The sequence below is a fragment of the Rossellomorea vietnamensis NBRC 101237 genome (genome assembly GCF_001591825.1).
GTDB classification, from domain to species: Bacteria; Bacillota; Bacilli; order Bacillales; family Bacillaceae_B; genus Rossellomorea; species Rossellomorea vietnamensis.
Genome location: NZ_BCVQ01000003.1, coordinates 1 through 15,990 on the forward strand (window position 1 = coordinate 1; position 15,990 = coordinate 15,990).

The 15,990-nt window shown below is 47.0% G+C and carries 19 protein-coding genes; 5 read left to right on the top strand and 14 right to left on the bottom strand.

What is annotated here, in order from left to right:
- Positions 1-34 precede the first annotated feature (34 nt).
- Complete coding sequence (dhaK, locus tag BVI01S_RS22005) at positions 35-1,792, bottom strand: dihydroxyacetone kinase subunit DhaK (RefSeq protein ID WP_082804637.1); 1,758 nt, start codon at positions 1,790-1,792, stop codon at positions 35-37.
- Positions 1,793-2,009: 217 nt separating this feature from the next.
- On the opposite strand from dhaK, the gene BVI01S_RS02045 reads away from it, so the two are divergent.
- Together BVI01S_RS02045 and BVI01S_RS02050 are read left to right on the top strand one after the other, a co-directional pair.
- Positions 2,010-2,390: a YciI family protein gene (locus BVI01S_RS02045; protein WP_244886834.1), complete on the top strand. Its 381-nt coding sequence runs from the start codon at positions 2,010-2,012 to the stop codon at positions 2,388-2,390.
- 25 nt (positions 2,391-2,415) lie between these two features.
- On the top strand, positions 2,416-2,958 hold the full coding sequence (locus tag BVI01S_RS02050; protein ID WP_061809057.1) for a DinB family protein: 543 nt from the start codon (positions 2,416-2,418) through the stop codon (positions 2,956-2,958).
- Positions 2,959-3,001: 43 nt separating this feature from the next.
- On the opposite strand, the gene BVI01S_RS02055 is transcribed toward BVI01S_RS02050, so the two are convergent.
- Positions 3,002-4,042 (bottom strand): NAD(P)-dependent alcohol dehydrogenase, encoded by a 1,041-nt coding sequence (locus BVI01S_RS02055; RefSeq protein WP_061809058.1) that lies wholly within the window; start codon positions 4,040-4,042, stop codon positions 3,002-3,004.
- Between the two features lie 214 nt (positions 4,043-4,256).
- Here BVI01S_RS02055 and BVI01S_RS02060 point away from each other — a divergent pair, with 214 nt between their 5' ends.
- Positions 4,257-4,670, top strand: a complete 414-nt coding sequence (locus BVI01S_RS02060) for a MerR family transcriptional regulator (RefSeq protein ID WP_034761649.1) — start codon at positions 4,257-4,259, stop codon at positions 4,668-4,670.
- A gap of 81 nt (positions 4,671-4,751) precedes the next feature.
- Here BVI01S_RS02060 and BVI01S_RS02065 read toward each other — a convergent pair whose 3' ends face one another.
- The 3 genes from BVI01S_RS02065 to BVI01S_RS02075 all read right to left on the bottom strand — a co-directional run bounded on the left by BVI01S_RS02065 (position 4,752) and on the right by BVI01S_RS02075 (position 6,942).
- Positions 4,752-5,519, bottom strand: a complete 768-nt coding sequence (locus tag BVI01S_RS02065) for an aminoglycoside 6-adenylyltransferase (RefSeq protein ID WP_061809059.1) — start codon at positions 5,517-5,519, stop codon at positions 4,752-4,754.
- Positions 5,520-5,717: 198 nt separating this feature from the next.
- Complete coding sequence (locus BVI01S_RS02070; protein ID WP_061809060.1) at positions 5,718-6,287, bottom strand: GNAT family N-acetyltransferase; 570 nt, start codon at positions 6,285-6,287, stop codon at positions 5,718-5,720.
- A gap of 130 nt (positions 6,288-6,417) precedes the next feature.
- A complete protein-coding gene (locus tag BVI01S_RS02075) occupies positions 6,418-6,942 on the bottom strand; it encodes a DinB family protein (protein WP_061809061.1) in 525 nt (174 codons plus the stop codon).
- A gap of 184 nt (positions 6,943-7,126) precedes the next feature.
- Between BVI01S_RS02075 and BVI01S_RS02080 the strand changes: the two genes are divergently transcribed.
- Positions 7,127-7,615, top strand: coding sequence for a DinB family protein (locus tag BVI01S_RS02080; protein WP_034761640.1), 489 nt, complete (start codon positions 7,127-7,129; stop codon positions 7,613-7,615).
- Between the two features lie 127 nt (positions 7,616-7,742).
- Here the strand turns inward: BVI01S_RS02080 and BVI01S_RS02085 are convergent, their stop codons facing one another.
- From BVI01S_RS02085 to BVI01S_RS02100, 4 genes are all read right to left on the bottom strand, one after another.
- The gene (locus BVI01S_RS02085) at positions 7,743-8,480 is read right to left on the bottom strand and encodes a hypothetical protein (protein WP_061809062.1); all 738 of its coding nucleotides are present in this window, start codon (positions 8,478-8,480) and stop codon (positions 7,743-7,745) included.
- Between the two features lie 321 nt (positions 8,481-8,801).
- Positions 8,802-9,410, bottom strand: a complete 609-nt coding sequence (locus tag BVI01S_RS02090; RefSeq protein WP_061809063.1) for an FMN-binding negative transcriptional regulator — start codon at positions 9,408-9,410, stop codon at positions 8,802-8,804.
- A gap of 13 nt (positions 9,411-9,423) precedes the next feature.
- A complete protein-coding gene (paiA, locus tag BVI01S_RS02095; RefSeq protein ID WP_034761631.1) occupies positions 9,424-9,942 on the bottom strand; it encodes a spermidine/spermine N(1)-acetyltransferase in 519 nt (172 codons plus the stop codon).
- Between the two features lie 15 nt (positions 9,943-9,957).
- A complete protein-coding gene (locus tag BVI01S_RS02100; protein ID WP_034761629.1) occupies positions 9,958-10,410 on the bottom strand; it encodes a MarR family winged helix-turn-helix transcriptional regulator in 453 nt (150 codons plus the stop codon).
- 311 nt (positions 10,411-10,721) lie between these two features.
- Here BVI01S_RS02100 and BVI01S_RS02105 point away from each other — a divergent pair, with 311 nt between their 5' ends.
- Positions 10,722-11,555, top strand: a complete 834-nt coding sequence (locus BVI01S_RS02105) for a YitT family protein (RefSeq protein WP_034761627.1) — start codon at positions 10,722-10,724, stop codon at positions 11,553-11,555.
- Positions 11,556-11,613: 58 nt separating this feature from the next.
- Here BVI01S_RS02105 and BVI01S_RS02110 read toward each other — a convergent pair whose 3' ends face one another.
- The 5 genes from BVI01S_RS02110 to BVI01S_RS02130 all read right to left on the bottom strand — a co-directional run bounded on the left by BVI01S_RS02110 (position 11,614) and on the right by BVI01S_RS02130 (position 15,975).
- A complete protein-coding gene (locus BVI01S_RS02110) occupies positions 11,614-12,477 on the bottom strand; it encodes an alpha/beta fold hydrolase (RefSeq protein WP_061809064.1) in 864 nt (287 codons plus the stop codon).
- Between the two features lie 56 nt (positions 12,478-12,533).
- Positions 12,534-13,565 carry a phosphotransferase gene (locus BVI01S_RS02115; RefSeq protein ID WP_061809065.1) on the bottom strand — a complete coding sequence of 344 codons (1,032 nt, stop codon included), beginning with the start codon at positions 13,563-13,565 and terminating at the stop codon, positions 12,534-12,536.
- 80 nt (positions 13,566-13,645) lie between these two features.
- Positions 13,646-13,972 carry a RidA family protein gene (locus BVI01S_RS02120; RefSeq protein WP_082804638.1) on the bottom strand — a complete coding sequence of 109 codons (327 nt, stop codon included), beginning with the start codon at positions 13,970-13,972 and terminating at the stop codon, positions 13,646-13,648.
- 143 nt (positions 13,973-14,115) lie between these two features.
- Positions 14,116-14,823 (bottom strand): DNA alkylation repair protein, encoded by a 708-nt coding sequence (locus BVI01S_RS02125; protein ID WP_061809067.1) that lies wholly within the window; start codon positions 14,821-14,823, stop codon positions 14,116-14,118.
- Positions 14,824-14,865: 42 nt separating this feature from the next.
- A complete protein-coding gene (locus BVI01S_RS02130) occupies positions 14,866-15,975 on the bottom strand; it encodes a GerAB/ArcD/ProY family transporter (RefSeq protein WP_061809068.1) in 1,110 nt (369 codons plus the stop codon).
- Positions 15,976-15,990: the final 15 nt, after the last annotated feature.

The following is a 15,990-nucleotide window of genomic DNA, read 5'->3' on the forward strand; positions in this document are numbered from 1 at the left end:
AAGCAAGAGAACCGTCCCCTTGCTTCTTCAACTTTTACCTTAAACTCTCCGCTAACTCCGTAAAGATTACCCCAAGCGCATAAGCACCTGCATCTGGATGACCGAGGCTTCGTTCTCCAACGGTACCTGCTCGTCCCATCCGGGCAACGATATCCTTGGTTTTCTCGGCACCCTCAACAGCGGCCGCTGCTCCTTTTTCAAACGCGGTCTTGAAGTCATCTCCGTCTCCGGCACTTTGCGACCAGGAGTCCGCACATGGAACGAGTGCATCCACTAGGGTTTTGTCGCCGACTTCAGCTCCTCTGCCGAAGGATCTTTCACCTGTATCCTGAATTCCTTTCACAGCCGCCTGCAGCATATCCGCGAATTCTTTCACGGTCAGTTCCGATCGGTCCCCTGCCGATTTCCCTGCTGCCCGGAATGCAGATCCCCAGATCGGACCGGATGCACCGCCGCAGTATTCCATGATGACCATGGAGCTCGCATCCAGGAAGCTGCCGATTGTGAGATTCTCTTGATCCAGGATATCTTTCCATTCCCTCTTCAATTGCTTGAAGCCTTTCGATACGCTCATCCCGAAATCCCCGTCTCCTGCATGTGAATCCAGTTCACAGAATGGTACTTCGTTCTTGATGATGATGTCACTCATTTTATCCACGAGGTAGATGATGTTTTCGAGTGTTGCTCTATCGTTCTGAATCACAACATGTTCTTCCGGCGTTTCCACTTCGAAGGAGACTGGTTTCGCCTCTTCTTCTTCCTCGAGATCGATGTACTCCACGCCAGGGACCGGCCCATCCACCCTGAACGCAGGCGCTGTACTTTCACTGGACAGCAATGTTTTCAACTCTTCATCCAGCTTCATCACGGTCAGGGAAACACCAGCCATATCGATGCTGGTCATGTAGTTGCCGACAAAGGCACGGTTAATGGATACCTTTTTCCCGGCCAAAATTCGGGTAACGCTATTATTAAAGAGATAGAGCTCCTGAAGCGGCGTTCCACCAAAACCATTCACCAGAATCGCTACTTCAGAAGAATTCCCCTCTTCCATCTTCAGATCCTTCAGAAGGTCGTTGACCATGCGCTCTGCCAGTTCGTCCGCAGACGCGGTTTTTTCCCGTCTTGTTCCCGGTTCCCCGTGAATTCCGACACCATATTCGATTTCGTCGTCGGCTAATTTGAACGTCGGAGAGCCACTGGCCGGGACGGTACAGGATGTCAGTGCAAAGCCAATACTCCGGACATTTTCGGCGGCCTTCTCCGCCACGGCTTTCACTTCCAGCAAGTCCCGTCCTTCTTCCGCAGCCGCTCCGGCGATTTTATGTACCAACACGGTTCCCGCGACACCACGCCGTCCCACTGTATAAAGGCTGTCTTCCACGGCAATATCATCATCCACTTTGACATATTCCACGGGGATGCCATCCTCTGAAGCCATGTGAGCGGCATTTTTAAAATTCATGATGTCCCCGCTGTAATTCTTAATGACGAGCAGGGCTCCCTTTTTACCCGCCGTCGCCTTAATCGCCTGATAAACCTGGATCTGCGAAGGCGATGCAAATACGTCACCGCACACGGCAGCGTCTAACATCCCTTTCCCCACAAGCCCTGCATGCGCAGGCTCATGTCCGCTTCCGCCGCCGCTGATCAACGTTACCTTATCTTCATTCAAATCCTTTTTCTTCATCACCTTATACTTCTTCATAAACTCAAGCTCCGGATGAGCCATGGCCATCCCATTGCACATCTCCACGACCAAATCTTCAGGTTCATTCATGACTTTCTTCATTCATAACTCCTCCTTCAGTTTTGTGGTTGCTCAAATTATCTCACTCACCACCTGAAAACGAAAGCAAGAAGCATGGGGACGGTTCTGTTGCTTCCTCTTGATGAAAAAAAGAAGGACGAGCATCGTTCCCGCTTGTTCAATCATGGTAAGATGTTATTGTCAGAAATTTTAAATATATTCAGGTGGGTACCAAAAAATTTGAGTGAACCTGGGAGAGATGATGATGATATTCCTATGTATGGGCTATTTCAATCCTGAAAAAATGGATGCACGTCCAAGTGCCGAGATTGAGGCGGTGATGGCTGAATGCCAGCCGCACACGGAGAAATTTTATGAAACGGGGAAGGTGTTGCTGGATGCAGGTCTAGAGTCAGAGATCAAAAACTTGCGCCGTGTGGACGGGAAGGTCATGGTGACAGATGGTCCGATTACTGAATCGAAAGAGATGATCGGCAGCGTCTTTATTTTTGAAGCAGAAGACATGGATGAAGCAATTAAACTTGCCTCTATTCATCCAACCACACAATTGAATATAGGAGAAGAATTTGGGTGGCGCATCGAGATTCGTCCTGTTCATTACTTTAAGAATGATAAGTAAGTAGAAATCAAGATGGGGGAATGACATGAATGACCTTACATTGATTGAGACATATAAACACTTTTTACAAGCATATTCTCCTGAGCAGCTAAGGTATATCCCCGAACCAGGGGTGTGGTCCATCGGTCAAATGTATGACCATCTCCTTGTTGTGGCTCATGAATATCTGGACAGTGTGGAAGCCTGTGCACTGGCTGGCGAAGAGCAAACGCAGGGGAAAACAGAGTTTGGAGACTATTTATTTAACCTTGGTGGATTCCCGCCTATTAAAATTCAATTACCGCCCGAACTTAATGCTGCCCCGGATAATACAAAAACGAATGAGGATATTAATTGTGATCTCGATCAACTAATGGAACGAATGAAAGAGTTGAAAGCGAAGGTACATGAAATCAACCCAAACTACAAACAGAAGCACGGAGGCTTCGGATGGCTGAATGCCCAGGAATGGTTTGACCTCGTTGGAATGCATTTCCGTCACCATCTGCGGCAGAAATATGAGTTAGATGATGTATGGGTGAAGCATGGGGACAAGAAGCATGGGGACGGTTCTGATGCTTCCATATAATATAAAAAAGAAGCAAGGGAACCGTCCCCGTGCTTCCTTCTATTTAAATCGTACTAGTATCAATCACAAATCGATACTTCACATCTGAACCCAATACCCGTTCATACGCTTCATCAATATAATCCGCCGAAATCACTTCAATCGAAGGCACGATTCCATGCTCCCCACAGAAATCGAGCATTTCCTGGGTCTCGCGGATGCCTCCGATCAGGGAACCGGCAAATGAACGGCGGTGGCCGATCAATGAGAACACATTCACTTCGAGTGGCTCTGCAGGCGCACCCACATTCACCATTGCCCCATCGAGTGTCAACAGGGAAAGATATGCGCTGATGTCAATCTTGGCACTCACTGTGTTTATAATCAGATCAAACGTACCGGCAAGTTTCTCGAACGTCTCAGGATCGCTCGTCGCATGATAAGCTTCTGCCCCAAATTCCAAGCCATCCTCTTTCTTATTTAACGTACGGGAAAGGACCGTTACTTCAGCTCCCATGGCATGTGCAATCTTGACTGCCATATGACCGAGTCCACCCATGCCGACAACCGCAACTTTTTTCCCTGGGCCCGCATTCCAATGATTCAAGGGAGAATACGTCGTAATTCCCGCACATAGAAGAGGTGCCGCAGCATCCAGCTCGATGTTATCAGGGATCTTCAGGACGAAATCTTCCTCTACAACGATATGGGTCGAATAACCGCCTTGAGTCAATTCGCCATATTTATCCACTCCTGCGTACGTAGGGATATTTCCTTCCAGGCAGTACTGCTCTTCCCCATCTCGGCAGTTCTTACATTCGCCGCAGGAACCAACCATACATCCTACTCCTACCCGGTCTCCGGCCTTGTACTTTGTTACCTCGGATCCCACTTCCGTTACGAACCCCGCAATCTCGTGTCCCGGAACAAGTGGATACTTCACTTCTCCCCATTCACCGTGTGCCGTATGGATATCGGAATGGCAGATCCCTGCATACTTGATTTCAATCAAAACATCATGCTTATCAAGATCCCGCCTCTCGATTTCAGCCTCTCTGAAAGATTTGTCAGGACCGTCTACAGCTCGTGCTTTAGCAATTACCATGAATAATAACCTCCTGTAATAGTAGCTTTCAAGAGACAGGTGAACAAACCTGATGAACTCTTGTTATACCCATGGTAATCCCTATAGTTAACTCTAGGTCAAGAGATAACCCTCCTTGAATCTGTTTTGACAGCGAGTGATGACCGTGCTACGATTTTTTCACAGATATAGAGTTAACTCGACGTCTAGATTTCCCAACAAAAGGAGCACGAACATGAAGACTTATTCTATTGGAGAAGTGGCAAAAGAACTGAATCTCTCTATCTATACTTTGCGATACTATGACAAGGAAGGCCTCATGCCTTTTGTCGAACGAAACGAAAACGGTACCCGACGATTTAAAGAATCCGATATCTCCGCCCTACACATCATCGAATGTCTGAAATCCACCGGCATGCCCATCAAGGAGATCAAGCACTTCATCGACTGGTGCGCAGAAGGCGACGCCACCCTGCAACACCGTTATGACATGTTCCTCGAAAGAAAAGCATCCGTAGAAGCAAAGATCAAAGAACTCCAGCAAACCATGGAAGTCATCGACCACAAATGCAGCTACTACAAGACCGCCTTGGAGGCAGGTACCGAAGATGTTCATAAGGGGAAAAAGATTGAAATTGTTAATCCATGAGGGAGCATGGGGACGGTTCTGTTGCTTCCCCCTGACGTAAAAAAGAAGCACGAGAACCGTCCCCATGCCTCCCGTGCTTTTTCATCCCACCAACACTTTCCCAACCATCAATCCCATAAACGATACTATCTCTCCCTCACCAAGCTCTTCCCGAATCCAATCAAACTCACTTTCTAACAGACTCGCAATCTTCCGCACCGCTTCCCCATGGTGTGACGGTGTCATCGCCTCATAAATCTCCACTACACGATCTTGACGCTCTTGTGGCAAATCCCGGTGAATCGTCTTCAACCCAAGCCCCGCCCGCTCCTTCGCGTACCGCGATAGCAGAATGATCGTCACGTTTCTCATCGAGTGCCGCAGCATTTCAACGGCCCACGTATGGTTCCCCCTCGCCGCTGCTTTCTGATACTGAAACAGAAACCAGGCGGCGTCGAGGACCTGATCCCTGAACTCCTCTTCTGAAACGGTGAGGTTTTGGCTAGATTCATATTTTCCCATCAGATGGTCAGGATCGTATAACACCGTAAAGAAATCCTTCTCCTGTATGGTCTTCTCTGTCACCGTGAACAGATCGATGTGCAGCCAGTCTTCATAAATGGCGATGATCTGCGGGGCGATGATGAAAATGTCATCGTGAAAGATGAGGTCCTTGTACGCTTTCAAATGATCGAGGCGGCGGTTCATAAATCCCTCTTCTTCCCCTTCCTCCACTAAACAGTACAGGTCGATATCGGAGTGTTCATCGTGTTCTTTCCGTCCCATGGATCCTTTTAGGAATACGCTCCGGACGCTTGGATCCTTTTTTAAGCTTTCAAGTACTTTTTCTACGGCTGCTTCTTGACGCATATATGGGCCCCCTTGGTTAAAAATGTATATTACGCCATTATACCAATTTTTCATCGCAATCGTACATTCTTCTTTTTTTAAAAATAGAACCTCCCCCTTACCAAAAATTCATGAGGGCGATACTTTAGAAGGTGCAAGGGGACGGTTCTCCTGCTTCCATTTGATATAAAAAAGAAGCAAGAGAACCGTCCCCCTGCTTCACTTCACATCATTAAAATAGTCTTCCTGAAGAAGCCCATAGACCGCACAGTCCTTATACTGATTCTTCGCATTGCGGATCATATGTTTAAAGGTTCCTTCTTTATGCATTCCCACTTTACTCATAATCTTTCCGGAGGCGGGGTTATCCGTATTATGGGCTGCTGATATCTTGTGAATGTTCATCGTTCTAAAGCCAAATCCGATCACCGCACTCAAGGCCTCGGTTCCATACCCCTTATTCCACCAATCATAACCGATGGTATACCCCACTTCACAATTCTCCGTCATCGGGTCAAAATGAAAAAGGTCAATCGCCCCAATCAAATCCCCACTTGATTTCAGTTCGATTCCCCAATAACAGAACTCTTCCGTTTCATACTGACCAACGATTTCCGTTACCCTCTTAATGGTTTCCTCTACAGACTTGTGTGCCCCCTTAATGAGATTATCCATTACGCGATCATCGGAAAGCCAATGGTCAAAGACAGTTTGAGCATCTGAACGTTCAATCTTCCTCAGTACTAAACGATCCGTTTCTAACGTTGGTGTACCAGAATAATGTATCATTTCCTCACCTGCTTAACCTATTCTTATCCATCCCTTACCCTATTCTTCACCTTAGTTGGAAACTCCTTCTTTCCCCATGGGTCCACAGGAACCGCACAAAAAAAGAAGCAGGAGAACCGTCCCCCTGCTTCTACCTCAACACTCCCAAATACTCCTGCCACGGCCCCACGTCTTCTGCATATCGTTTTGAAAAGACCCTCACGATTTGCGACAGATGGGTCAAATCATGGACCACCCAAGTCGAGATGAGCTCACGGGCGGTGACTGTACCGAAAGCGGGATGCACACCCGTTCGTTCAAGGGAATTTTCATGATGAGTTAATAACTCGTTTAACCTATTGATGTTTCGGGCTCGTAGGGAGGCAAATTCCTGTAGCTTCTCCGCAAGAGTCCCTGAAGCATTTCCATTCAAATGCGAATCTCGATCAAATACAGGAAACACTGCATGTTCACCTTCTTGAAGAATCATCGTTAATCTCGGGATCCAATTGTGTTTTTCCCCTTCAATGAGATGATCCACTACCTGGATCGCATTCCACGTCCCATCGCCTTCGTTACACTCAAGCCATCCTTTTGACAAACCGGTCAGGAAATGTTCAAGCGTGACCGGAGTGCGCTCCAGAATCTCGATTCCTTCATTCAATGTAAAGTTCATCCTCTTTCCCCCTTGCCTGTTTATACCTCTTCATATTCATCATACTTCAATCACTGCCTGGATAGATATCTCTTTTCATAGCGTTTCTTTTTTCCTTCGAATCAACTCTTCACAGAAGCCTCATTTTACCTTCCCGTGATACAATAAACAGGAAAGTATCATTCAAAATTCAGGAGGGAATACCATGTTCACATCCAAAAATGATTTCCTACAAGAATGGAAACAAGAAGCCGCAGTCACCCAAAAGGTAATGGACGCACTGACGGACGAGTCACTGAAACAGGAAGTAGCACCTGACCTGTACAGCATCGGAAGCGTTGCCTGGCACATCACGGGAGCTACATACTACTTCCCGGCTCAAGTCGGCATCACGTTCGAAGTGCCGGACCTTCGCAAAGAAGCACCGACGTCTGCTGCAGAAATCAGCGAAACCTATAAGCTCGTCAGCGACCGCCTCGTAGAAGCCGTTTCTGAGCAAGTGTCAGATGAGAAAATGAACGAAATGGTGAATCTCTTTGGGATGGAAATGCCGGTTCAAGCCGTATTCCGCCTGTTGATTCAGCATCAGGCTCATCACCGTGGTCAATTGACGGTTCTCATGCGTCAGGCTGATTTAAAAGTACCTGGCGTGTATGGTCCGAGCAAGGAAGAAATGGAAGCGATGAAGGGTTAATGAGTGAAGGACAGTCGGCGAGTGCCGGCTGTTTTTTTTACCGTGTGCACGGGGACGGTTCTTCTGCTCCCATTTTCTCCGAAGAAGAAGCACGAGAACCGTCCCCATGATTCCCCCCATGCTTCCCTTATGCCAATGCCTCATCCTCCTCCAACACCCTTTTCCGTAGGTTCTGGATGAAAGGCTCCGCATCCTCCATATAAATCAACGCCTTCTTGACCACTTTCCTCTGCCCGAAATACCCTCTCGCCTCAATCGGTTCCTTGAAGATGATTTCATACCTCAACTCATCGATCATCCCGAATACGCGGGTGAACACCCTTGGCAGCATGGCGACATGAAACACATTTTTCCCATGGATGATGCCCCCGCTTTTTGCATATTGGGTCCTGGCCGGCTGAATGGCCGACACATCCTCTATGTTAAATCGAAGGGACCTCCGCACGCCGATTTTCATCTGCACCTGGTTCCCTTTGAACGCAATCGGTGAGTTCCGGACAAGATTATAATCCCCGAGCATATAAAGAATGCTGTAGACATGCAGCACGACAAGGATATCCGCCCGAAGTGAATCCACGTCCTTTAAATAGTAATGAAACGCGAACGCTTCAATCACCTGTTCATGAAGAAGCGCGATGAACAGCCAGAAATAATTGGAGCCTTTGTGATAAGCATAGGTCCGTTCAGTTCTCCCCACTTTCCACTTGAATAGGGCATAATAGAAGACCATTGCCTCTTTCTTTAGAATCGTGATGAAGGGATTCTTCTCCATGTGCCCTCTTCTATATTTTATAAAAAGAATGATGGCACCGATGTCCGCCAGTACAATCAGGATAACGAGTGAGATGATCAGTTGAGTGTCCATGGTCTTCCTCCTTTCGGGGCGAATCCAATACCATATATATCCTTTTTCATCTTAAATGTAAGGTATCCCGTGTAGGATGTATAGGGTTATTTACCGTATTTTCTTAATAGACAAGGAATTGTGACAGAATGGTTAATAAATGGAAAATGGGGAGGGGTTTTTTGAAAGAGAGAAAAACGATGGTTTGTTGAAAACGCACGAAAGCCAGGTGGACAACGTATCGTGTGCACCTGGCTTTTGTTACGTATATAGATGATAACTCTATGATACTGCTCTTCATTAGTTAAAATCGAACAGACGAGACCTTAATAGATGAAACCTCTACTCCAAATTCCCCTTCATCCAAGCAGCAATCTGCTGCTCATCCGTGCTCGGCTTCTGCTCAAGCTCTCGGATCACCCGCTCCTGCCTCTCAGTTGAATGGTTTTGACTTAGTTTCGCTTTACCTTCCATCTGATTAATCTTGATCTTGAACCCCTGTACTCCCTTACCCATGCCGGCGAGCAGCGCAGGGTCAAGATCCTCCAAGCTGTAGGAACTGTCTGGGGCTTCAAAGGTTGATACCAATTCTTTTAGAGATTCTACGAGTTCATGATTGTCCTCGATAAGCTCTACTTCCCCGTACACATGGACCGATACATAATTCCACGTCGGGACGGTTTGATTCGTTTCGTACCAGGACGGGGAGATGTAACAATGAGGACCGTGGAAAATGGCCAGCACTGTTTGCTGTTCAATCTCTTTCCACTGGGGATTCGGACGGGCAAAGTGTCCGTATAAGTGGGTTTTCTCCTTGTTTAACAGGAGCGGTAAATGCGTTGCAACCGGCTTCCCATCGTGTTGGGAAAAAAGCGTCGCAAAGCTGTGTTCTTGGATGACACCAAACGTCACCGATTCATCGGTGATCTTAAAGTCTTTTGGAATATACATTGTGATCCACCTTTCAAAGGATTGATTTGGTCATGATCAGGTCTCTCTGTTCCTCATCCCCCATATAAAAAGAATGAGACCCCGTCTCGACAAACCCCATTTTTTTATAAAAGGCAATGGCGTTTTCATTCTTTTCCCATACCCCTAGCCAGATGGTTTTCAGGTGTCGTTCCGTAGCCATTTCAAATGCTTTATTCAGCAGATATTTGCCGAGCCCATGTTTTTGAAAACTGCGCTTGATGTAGATCCTCTCTATTTCCAGTGATTCATCACCCATCTCTTCTGATTGGGCATCACCCGTATTGACCTTTAAATATCCGGCGACGTCCTCATGAACGTATACCAAATAGAAGTGTGAAGAACGATGGGATAATTCGGTTTCTACTTGTTCCACGTTAAACGCCTTTTCCAAATAAGATTTCATATTTTTAGGTGAATTTTGATGCTTAAAGGTTTCATTGAATGTGTCATAACTGATTTCTTGAAGTGTATGTGCATCGTCAATGGTACATTTTTTCAATATGATCGTCATAAGCGGCTCCCCCCATCAATACTGTCTTTTGTTCCCCTTTTTCACATATTCCCAATCTTTTTCAATATTCTTTCTGGCTCTTTGAAGGAGATCCTCCAGAATTTCGGCTTCGCTTTCGGAAAAGCCCTCTAATGCCACGAGATTCGAATGATCATGTTCTCTTTTAATCAAAGGATAGACCGTCTTCCCTTTGTCTGTTGGGAACAGTTTTTTTATTTTTTTGTTCTCCTTGTCTTCTTTCTTTTCAACAAAGCCATTGATTTCAAGTTTTTTAATCGCACGGGCCGCTGTTGTCCGGTCCACCTTGATCATCTCGGCTACCTTTTCCTGGATGATGCCCGGGTTTTCACATATGCGCACAAGGTACAGATACTGCCCCTTTGTCAGGTCATATTCCTTAAATTCAATATTACTGATCGAATCCAGCGCCCGTGCAATCATGCCAATTTCACGAAGAATCCCTGTCATACTTACCCTCCCCAGTACGTTCTTTCAAGTAAATGCAATCATATAAGTATAAATTCAATATACTAGTTTTTATGTTGCATTTGCAACATAAAAACCACTGACATATAAGGCCATGCCATTGAGCAAGTCGACGCTGGATTCGTTTTCCTGAATGGAGGCGGCTTGTTATTCTGAGGTACTGACTGTCCGTGTACTTCTCAGCATTTCTCAACAACCCATCATCCACCTTTCAAAAAACAACCAAGGGACCTGTCCCCGCGGCTTCCCATGTGCTATAGTATCCTAGTATCAATTGAGAACGGAGTGAGCATATGAATTCAACAACGAAAGAAATCACATTGATCATCATTGGCTCCTTATTCTTCGCCCTCGGTGTCAATTTGTTTGCGATCCCGAATGAGCTTGGGGAAGGCGGCGTAACGGGGATTTCGATGATTCTTTACTATGTATTCGATTGGTCGCCGGGTATCACGAACTTCGCCATGAACGGGGTTCTGCTCGCCATTGGATATAAGGTTTTAAATAAACGGGTGACATGGTACACCATGCTTGCCATTTTCTTTACCTCCCTCTTCATTCAATTAACAGAAGGGATGGGGGACTCTGTCGACATCATGCTCGGCACCGTATTTGCCGGTGTATTCATCGGAATCGGACTTGGCCTTGTTCTGCGTTCAGGAGGGACGACGGGTGGATCCACGATTGTGGCCCGCATGCTGAACCAGCGATTCGGATGGGGTGTCAGTACGAGTATGTTCGTGTTTGATATTATTGTCGTTCTCAGTTCCATGTTCGTCATCGGAATTGAAAACACGATGTACACCGGGATTTCCATCTATATCAGCACGAAGATCCTCGATTACCTGATTGACGGATTCGATACACGGAAGGCGGTCACGATCATCTCCCAGGATACCGATGCCATCGCCGAGAAAGTCAGCGCCAAAATGGACCGTGGCGTCACCATCATCAACGCCCGGGGCCATTATTCCAAGTCATCCAAAGATATTCTCTATGTCGTCATTAATAAACAGGAACTCTTCCTCCTGAAAAAAATGATCCAGCAAATCGACGAAAAAGCATTCGTCGTCGTCCACGATGTGCGGGATGTATTCGGGGAAGGATTTACATTTCCGAAAACGTAAGCATGGGGACGGTTCTCGTGCTTCCTTTTTCACCAGAGGGACAGGTTCCTTGGCATATCTAGAGCCGGGGAACCTGTCCCTCTTTTAGCCTCTGTAAACATTCCACCACAATCTCCGGTTGATCTTTATGTACCTCATGGTCACTCCCCTCAGCAATCATAAGTTCTCCGTTTACTGATAACTGTGCAAGCTCCACTTGTAATTCACGCCACACCTTTTCATGAAGCATTGCCTCCTCTTCCGGTATGCCATATTCGATGTAAGGCTTGGCAGAAAGTGCTTCATCTCTTGCGATGACAATCAGGGGGATATCCGGAAATGGTTTACCAGACTTGATTTCGTCGCTGCTGGTGGACCAGTTGGTAAATTCATCGGCAATCGTCTGGTAGAGGACAGGATTTGTAAGAAACGCTTCCTCCTCATCTGACAATTCGCTATTCCTTTCTTTATACCATTCTTCCAATTCAGCTCTGCTCTTCCCTGCGTTCTCCTCGTTAGCTTCAATCAGTTGCTCCAAAGAAATCATAGAATACATGACCGGCAGATTGAGCTCATAGAGTCGTTGAAAGTGGTGGGAGGTCGCATCAATAAGGAGGACCCCGTCCAGTTTTTCAGGGTACATCCTCGCATATGCTTGAGCGCAAAGTCCGCCGAATGAATGGCCGGCTAATAGAAACCGATCGATCTCCAGGTATTCCATGAGGTCATTGAGTTCCCTTGCGATATTCGCTGCAGTCCGAGGCGCCGGTGATGTCCCGCTTTTTCCATAACCTGCACGGTGATACAAGACGATGGTAAAATCGTTCTTGATCACGTCCACAAATGGAAGCCAGCTATAGAAAGAATTGCCGATCCCTGTTTCAAGAACGAGGACCTGCTTTCCTTCTCCCATCAGGCGATATTCTAGATTGTTTTCACACATGGCGTTCCTCCTTAATTTAATGTCTCTTTCACTCTACTTTCATATAAAAAAGGCAGTCACCCAAGTTTCCCAATCATCTCCTCATACGTCCTCCCCGCAACCTCCACCTCATACCCCGCTTCAAACTGCCCCATCAGCAACCGCAATCCATTCTTCCGGTCTTCAACATTCCCGCCTTCATCCATTAACTGCGTGCCGTACGAAGCGATATCCGCCACCACCCGCTCATTCCGGTAATAGGCGAGAAGGACCGGATCCACCTCCACGTCTCCATAGCCCTTGTAGAAAAGATCAATATGCTCAGGGCTTTCATCTTTGAAGCACAACCCCAACCCTACTCCCGGGAACATTAAATCCCTCTCAACCGGGGCAATGACGGGATCGTCCCAATCGACGATGAATAGCTTTGAATCCCCATCGATCATTACATTCCCGGGATGGATATCCCCGTGGCATAAAACAAATGCACTTTTATCATGAACCTGCAGCCTCTGTCCAAGCTCCTCCGTCCGCTCGACTAGGGTCAGGATGTCCCCGCGCTTTCTTTTCCAAAAATCAATGAGTTTCTCTGCCACTTCGTCACGTGGAAGGTCTGAATCCATCTCCCGGTCGAGTTCCATGACTTTCTCACACCAAGGACCGGAGAAATCTTCTTGACGCAGCTGCTCTTGAAGGTCATGAGGGACCCCTGCAGAATGAATGGATTTCAGGATCTGACCAAAACGAATCGACTGTTGCTCGCTTAACGGTGATTCGAAACCCGTTCGCCCGTCTACGAACGGCGAGAAAATCCAGTGGTATCCTTCATGATGGACTGCCAGCTCATGACTAGATGTCGGCATGGGCGGTATGACCGCGTCGACCCCTTGAGTAGAGAGGAAATGAACGATCCTGATTCCAGTGTCATCAAAGTCACCTTGAATCATTTTCAGAAAAAAGATTTCGCCACTCCCCCCTGTTACACGATAGACTGCCGCTTTCGGATCATGTCCGATGGGCAGGAACGTCACTTCTTTCGCTGCTATATGAAAGTGTTCTTTTAATCCATCGATGATTTTCCCCTGGTTGAACTCAGGTTTTGTCAACATGCATCTGTTTCCCCTTTCACATACGCCAGAGGGACAGGTACCGAGTCTCAAAATGAGCCGCGGGACCTGCCCCTCTGGTTTTATACGGTCTTGATTGCCGCCACCGCTTCAATTTCCACCAACTGATCCGTGTAACCGAGAACTGTCACTCCTGATAATGTACTCGGAACATCATGATCCCCAAACTCTTTTCTTATCGACTCCCAAGCCGTCACTAAATCGGCCTGTTGATGAGAGGCTACAAGGACCCGGGTGTAGACGACGTCCTTCAGGGAGGCACCGCTCTCTTTCAGTACTTCCTTCATATTCTCCACACAGAGCTTGGCTTGGAGTTCATAATCCTGTGCATGAGGAACTACTCCATTTTTATTCAAAGGACAGGCTCCCGCTAAAAAAAGGAGGTCCATGTCTGAAGGTACTCTTGAAGCGTAGGCATAATCAACATGTGCCAATTGTGCTGATCGAATAAAGGATATTTTATTGGTCAGAGTGTTCCCTCCTCTCTGAGAAAAATTTCACCTATGGTTTCTTTTAATCTATCAAAATAAACCTAACACCTCACATACTTCCGCTTAAACCCGATCCGTCCCTTCTCCACCTGCTTCTGAATATCATCGGCTGACTTCAGGACACTGTTCTTCTTCCCTTCCCGCACCATCTCGACAGGACCAATTTTCTTTGCGGTCTCGAGGGCCTCTTCATGAAGGGGAACATACGACACTCCCACGGTCCCGACAAAGTTATTCATCGACGATTTCGTCCGTTCGGGTGCATCGTGGATCGTGTCTTTCACTTTCTGGAGCATCCCCCGAAGCTTCTCTTCGGAAAACTCTTCATCCTTCCGATTCCCAAGGAGCCAACAGTAGCAGCTCCAGCCCGCTGACATTTTCAATTCGTCCCCGCTTGCGATCCATTTATCGGCGACGTCCTGTGCGATAGGGGCTTCTGACAAGGTGACCGCCACTACGTAATCGGACAGCATATAGAAGTATGCCCCTTCGATCCAGCGATCAAAGTCCGCTTCAGTCATCGCTTCTGGGTCGGCAATGACACCGGCAAAGTACATGGCATCGTAATTTCCTGTAGCGTATAATTTCTCGGCGAGTGCCTGATCCTTCTTGATTTCCTTCGCCATCGGCTTCATGGCACCCGTCGCGACGCCAAACACCGGCTCACGGGCACCGTTCGATAGGTACATTTTCTTCATTCGTTCCTTGCCGAGGGCTTCCAGTTCCTTCATCACCGTTTCCAGATCCATTCCATCCACTTCCTTTATTTGTCCATCTTATATGTATTCTTCTTACATTGCCCTGTCCCTTTTATTTTTTCTATTTTTCACGAAAGCAATGAGAAGGAGGAGAATCGGAATGAAGACAAGCAGAGGCATGTGCAGCACATACATGGCGACCTTCAGCCCTTCATGGATATGTTCCTGGAAATTGCTCGCAATCGACATCGATATGAAGAGGACGATCAGACCGAGTGGATAGGCGAGTCGTGATGGCGATTGAATTTTGAACATGCTTGCGGTCCCGATAACAGCTGCATAAAAGAAGATGCTGATTTTCAAGAATATCCCGATCACCAAGCCCAGCATAAAGAAGACATCCAGGCGTTCCAGAAAGTCAGCCACCTGTATCGACTGGACCGTACTAAGAAGGGGGAATTGCGAACGGGCCGTCAGATCCACCCCAAGCACACTGATATTGATGATCATGGTCAGGATCAAATTGATTCCACTTAATCCAATGGCAGAAAACATTGTCAACTTCGCCTTCTTCGGATTATTCAAATACGGCAGGATCATTGTAAAGACAAAGGCTTCCGTAAACGGGAAATACAAGGTTTGGGTGAACGTCACTTTCAAGACCGGCATCAGCCCTTCTTCGAGTACCGGCTGAAGGTTGGTAAAATCGATCAAACCGGAAACGACGATCAGGATGAATCCTACGACCGAAAGGGTAAACATGAACATAAACAGTAGTTCTCCCGACCGCCCGATGACTTCGATCCCCTTCCGGACCGTATAAATAATGACCAGCATCAGGAGGGCATTGGCAATGAATAGAGGAGTTTCCGGATACGCAAAGGTCAACAGCATTTCACCAAAGTCCCTGAGAACCCTAGAAGCTTCATACATGAAATAGAACAGATAAACGAAGGCAAGGACCGTCCCTGCCACTTTCCCGAGAATCTTCTGCATGTATTCGGTCGGCAGGAGGTCTGGATAATACGTGTACAGTTTATGATAGACGAGCAGCAGGACGAAACTTGCAATCATCCCAAACATGATCGCAAGCCACGCATCTTGTTTCGCATCGATGGCAAGGGGGACGAGTAAAGAGCTGCCCATTTCAAATAACACCATTAAGACAAAGAGCTGAATGCTACTGATTTTCGCCTTTTCCACTGTACTTGGTCCCTC

Coding starts and splice junctions, on each gene's coding strand:
- paiA (WP_034761631.1), bottom strand. CDS start 9,942: ATGACGATCATATTGAAAAAATGTACCATTGACGATGCACATACACTT.
- BVI01S_RS02090 (WP_061809063.1), bottom strand. CDS start 9,410: ATGTATATTCCAAAAGACTTTAAGATCACCGATGAATCGGTGACGTTT.
- BVI01S_RS02125 (WP_061809067.1), bottom strand. CDS start 14,823: ATGGATCTGGAAACGGTGATGAAGGAACTGGAAGCCCTCGGCAAGGAA.
- BVI01S_RS02110 (WP_061809064.1), bottom strand. CDS start 12,477: ATGTGTGAAAACAATCTAGAATATCGCCTGATGGGAGAAGGAAAGCAG.
- BVI01S_RS02045 (WP_244886834.1), top strand. CDS start 2,010: ATGATGATGATATTCCTATGTATGGGCTATTTCAATCCTGAAAAAATG.
- BVI01S_RS02055 (WP_061809058.1), bottom strand. CDS start 4,042: ATGGTAATTGCTAAAGCACGAGCTGTAGACGGTCCTGACAAATCTTTC.
- BVI01S_RS02060 (WP_034761649.1), top strand. CDS start 4,257: ATGAAGACTTATTCTATTGGAGAAGTGGCAAAAGAACTGAATCTCTCT.
- BVI01S_RS02100 (WP_034761629.1), bottom strand. CDS start 10,410: ATGACAGGGATTCTTCGTGAAATTGGCATGATTGCACGGGCGCTGGAT.
- BVI01S_RS02105 (WP_034761627.1), top strand. CDS start 10,722: ATGAATTCAACAACGAAAGAAATCACATTGATCATCATTGGCTCCTTA.
- BVI01S_RS02070 (WP_061809060.1), bottom strand. CDS start 6,287: ATGATACATTATTCTGGTACACCAACGTTAGAAACGGATCGTTTAGTA.
- BVI01S_RS02050 (WP_061809057.1), top strand. CDS start 2,416: ATGAATGACCTTACATTGATTGAGACATATAAACACTTTTTACAAGCA.
- dhaK (WP_082804637.1), bottom strand. CDS start 1,792: ATGAAGAAAGTCATGAATGAACCTGAAGATTTGGTCGTGGAGATGTGC.
- BVI01S_RS02085 (WP_061809062.1), bottom strand. CDS start 8,480: ATGGACACTCAACTGATCATCTCACTCGTTATCCTGATTGTACTGGCG.
- BVI01S_RS02120 (WP_082804638.1), bottom strand. CDS start 13,972: ATGGACCTCCTTTTTTTAGCGGGAGCCTGTCCTTTGAATAAAAATGGA.
- BVI01S_RS02115 (WP_061809065.1), bottom strand. CDS start 13,565: ATGTTGACAAAACCTGAGTTCAACCAGGGGAAAATCATCGATGGATTA.
- BVI01S_RS02065 (WP_061809059.1), bottom strand. CDS start 5,519: ATGCGTCAAGAAGCAGCCGTAGAAAAAGTACTTGAAAGCTTAAAAAAG.
- BVI01S_RS02075 (WP_061809061.1), bottom strand. CDS start 6,942: ATGAACTTTACATTGAATGAAGGAATCGAGATTCTGGAGCGCACTCCG.
- BVI01S_RS02080 (WP_034761640.1), top strand. CDS start 7,127: ATGTTCACATCCAAAAATGATTTCCTACAAGAATGGAAACAAGAAGCC.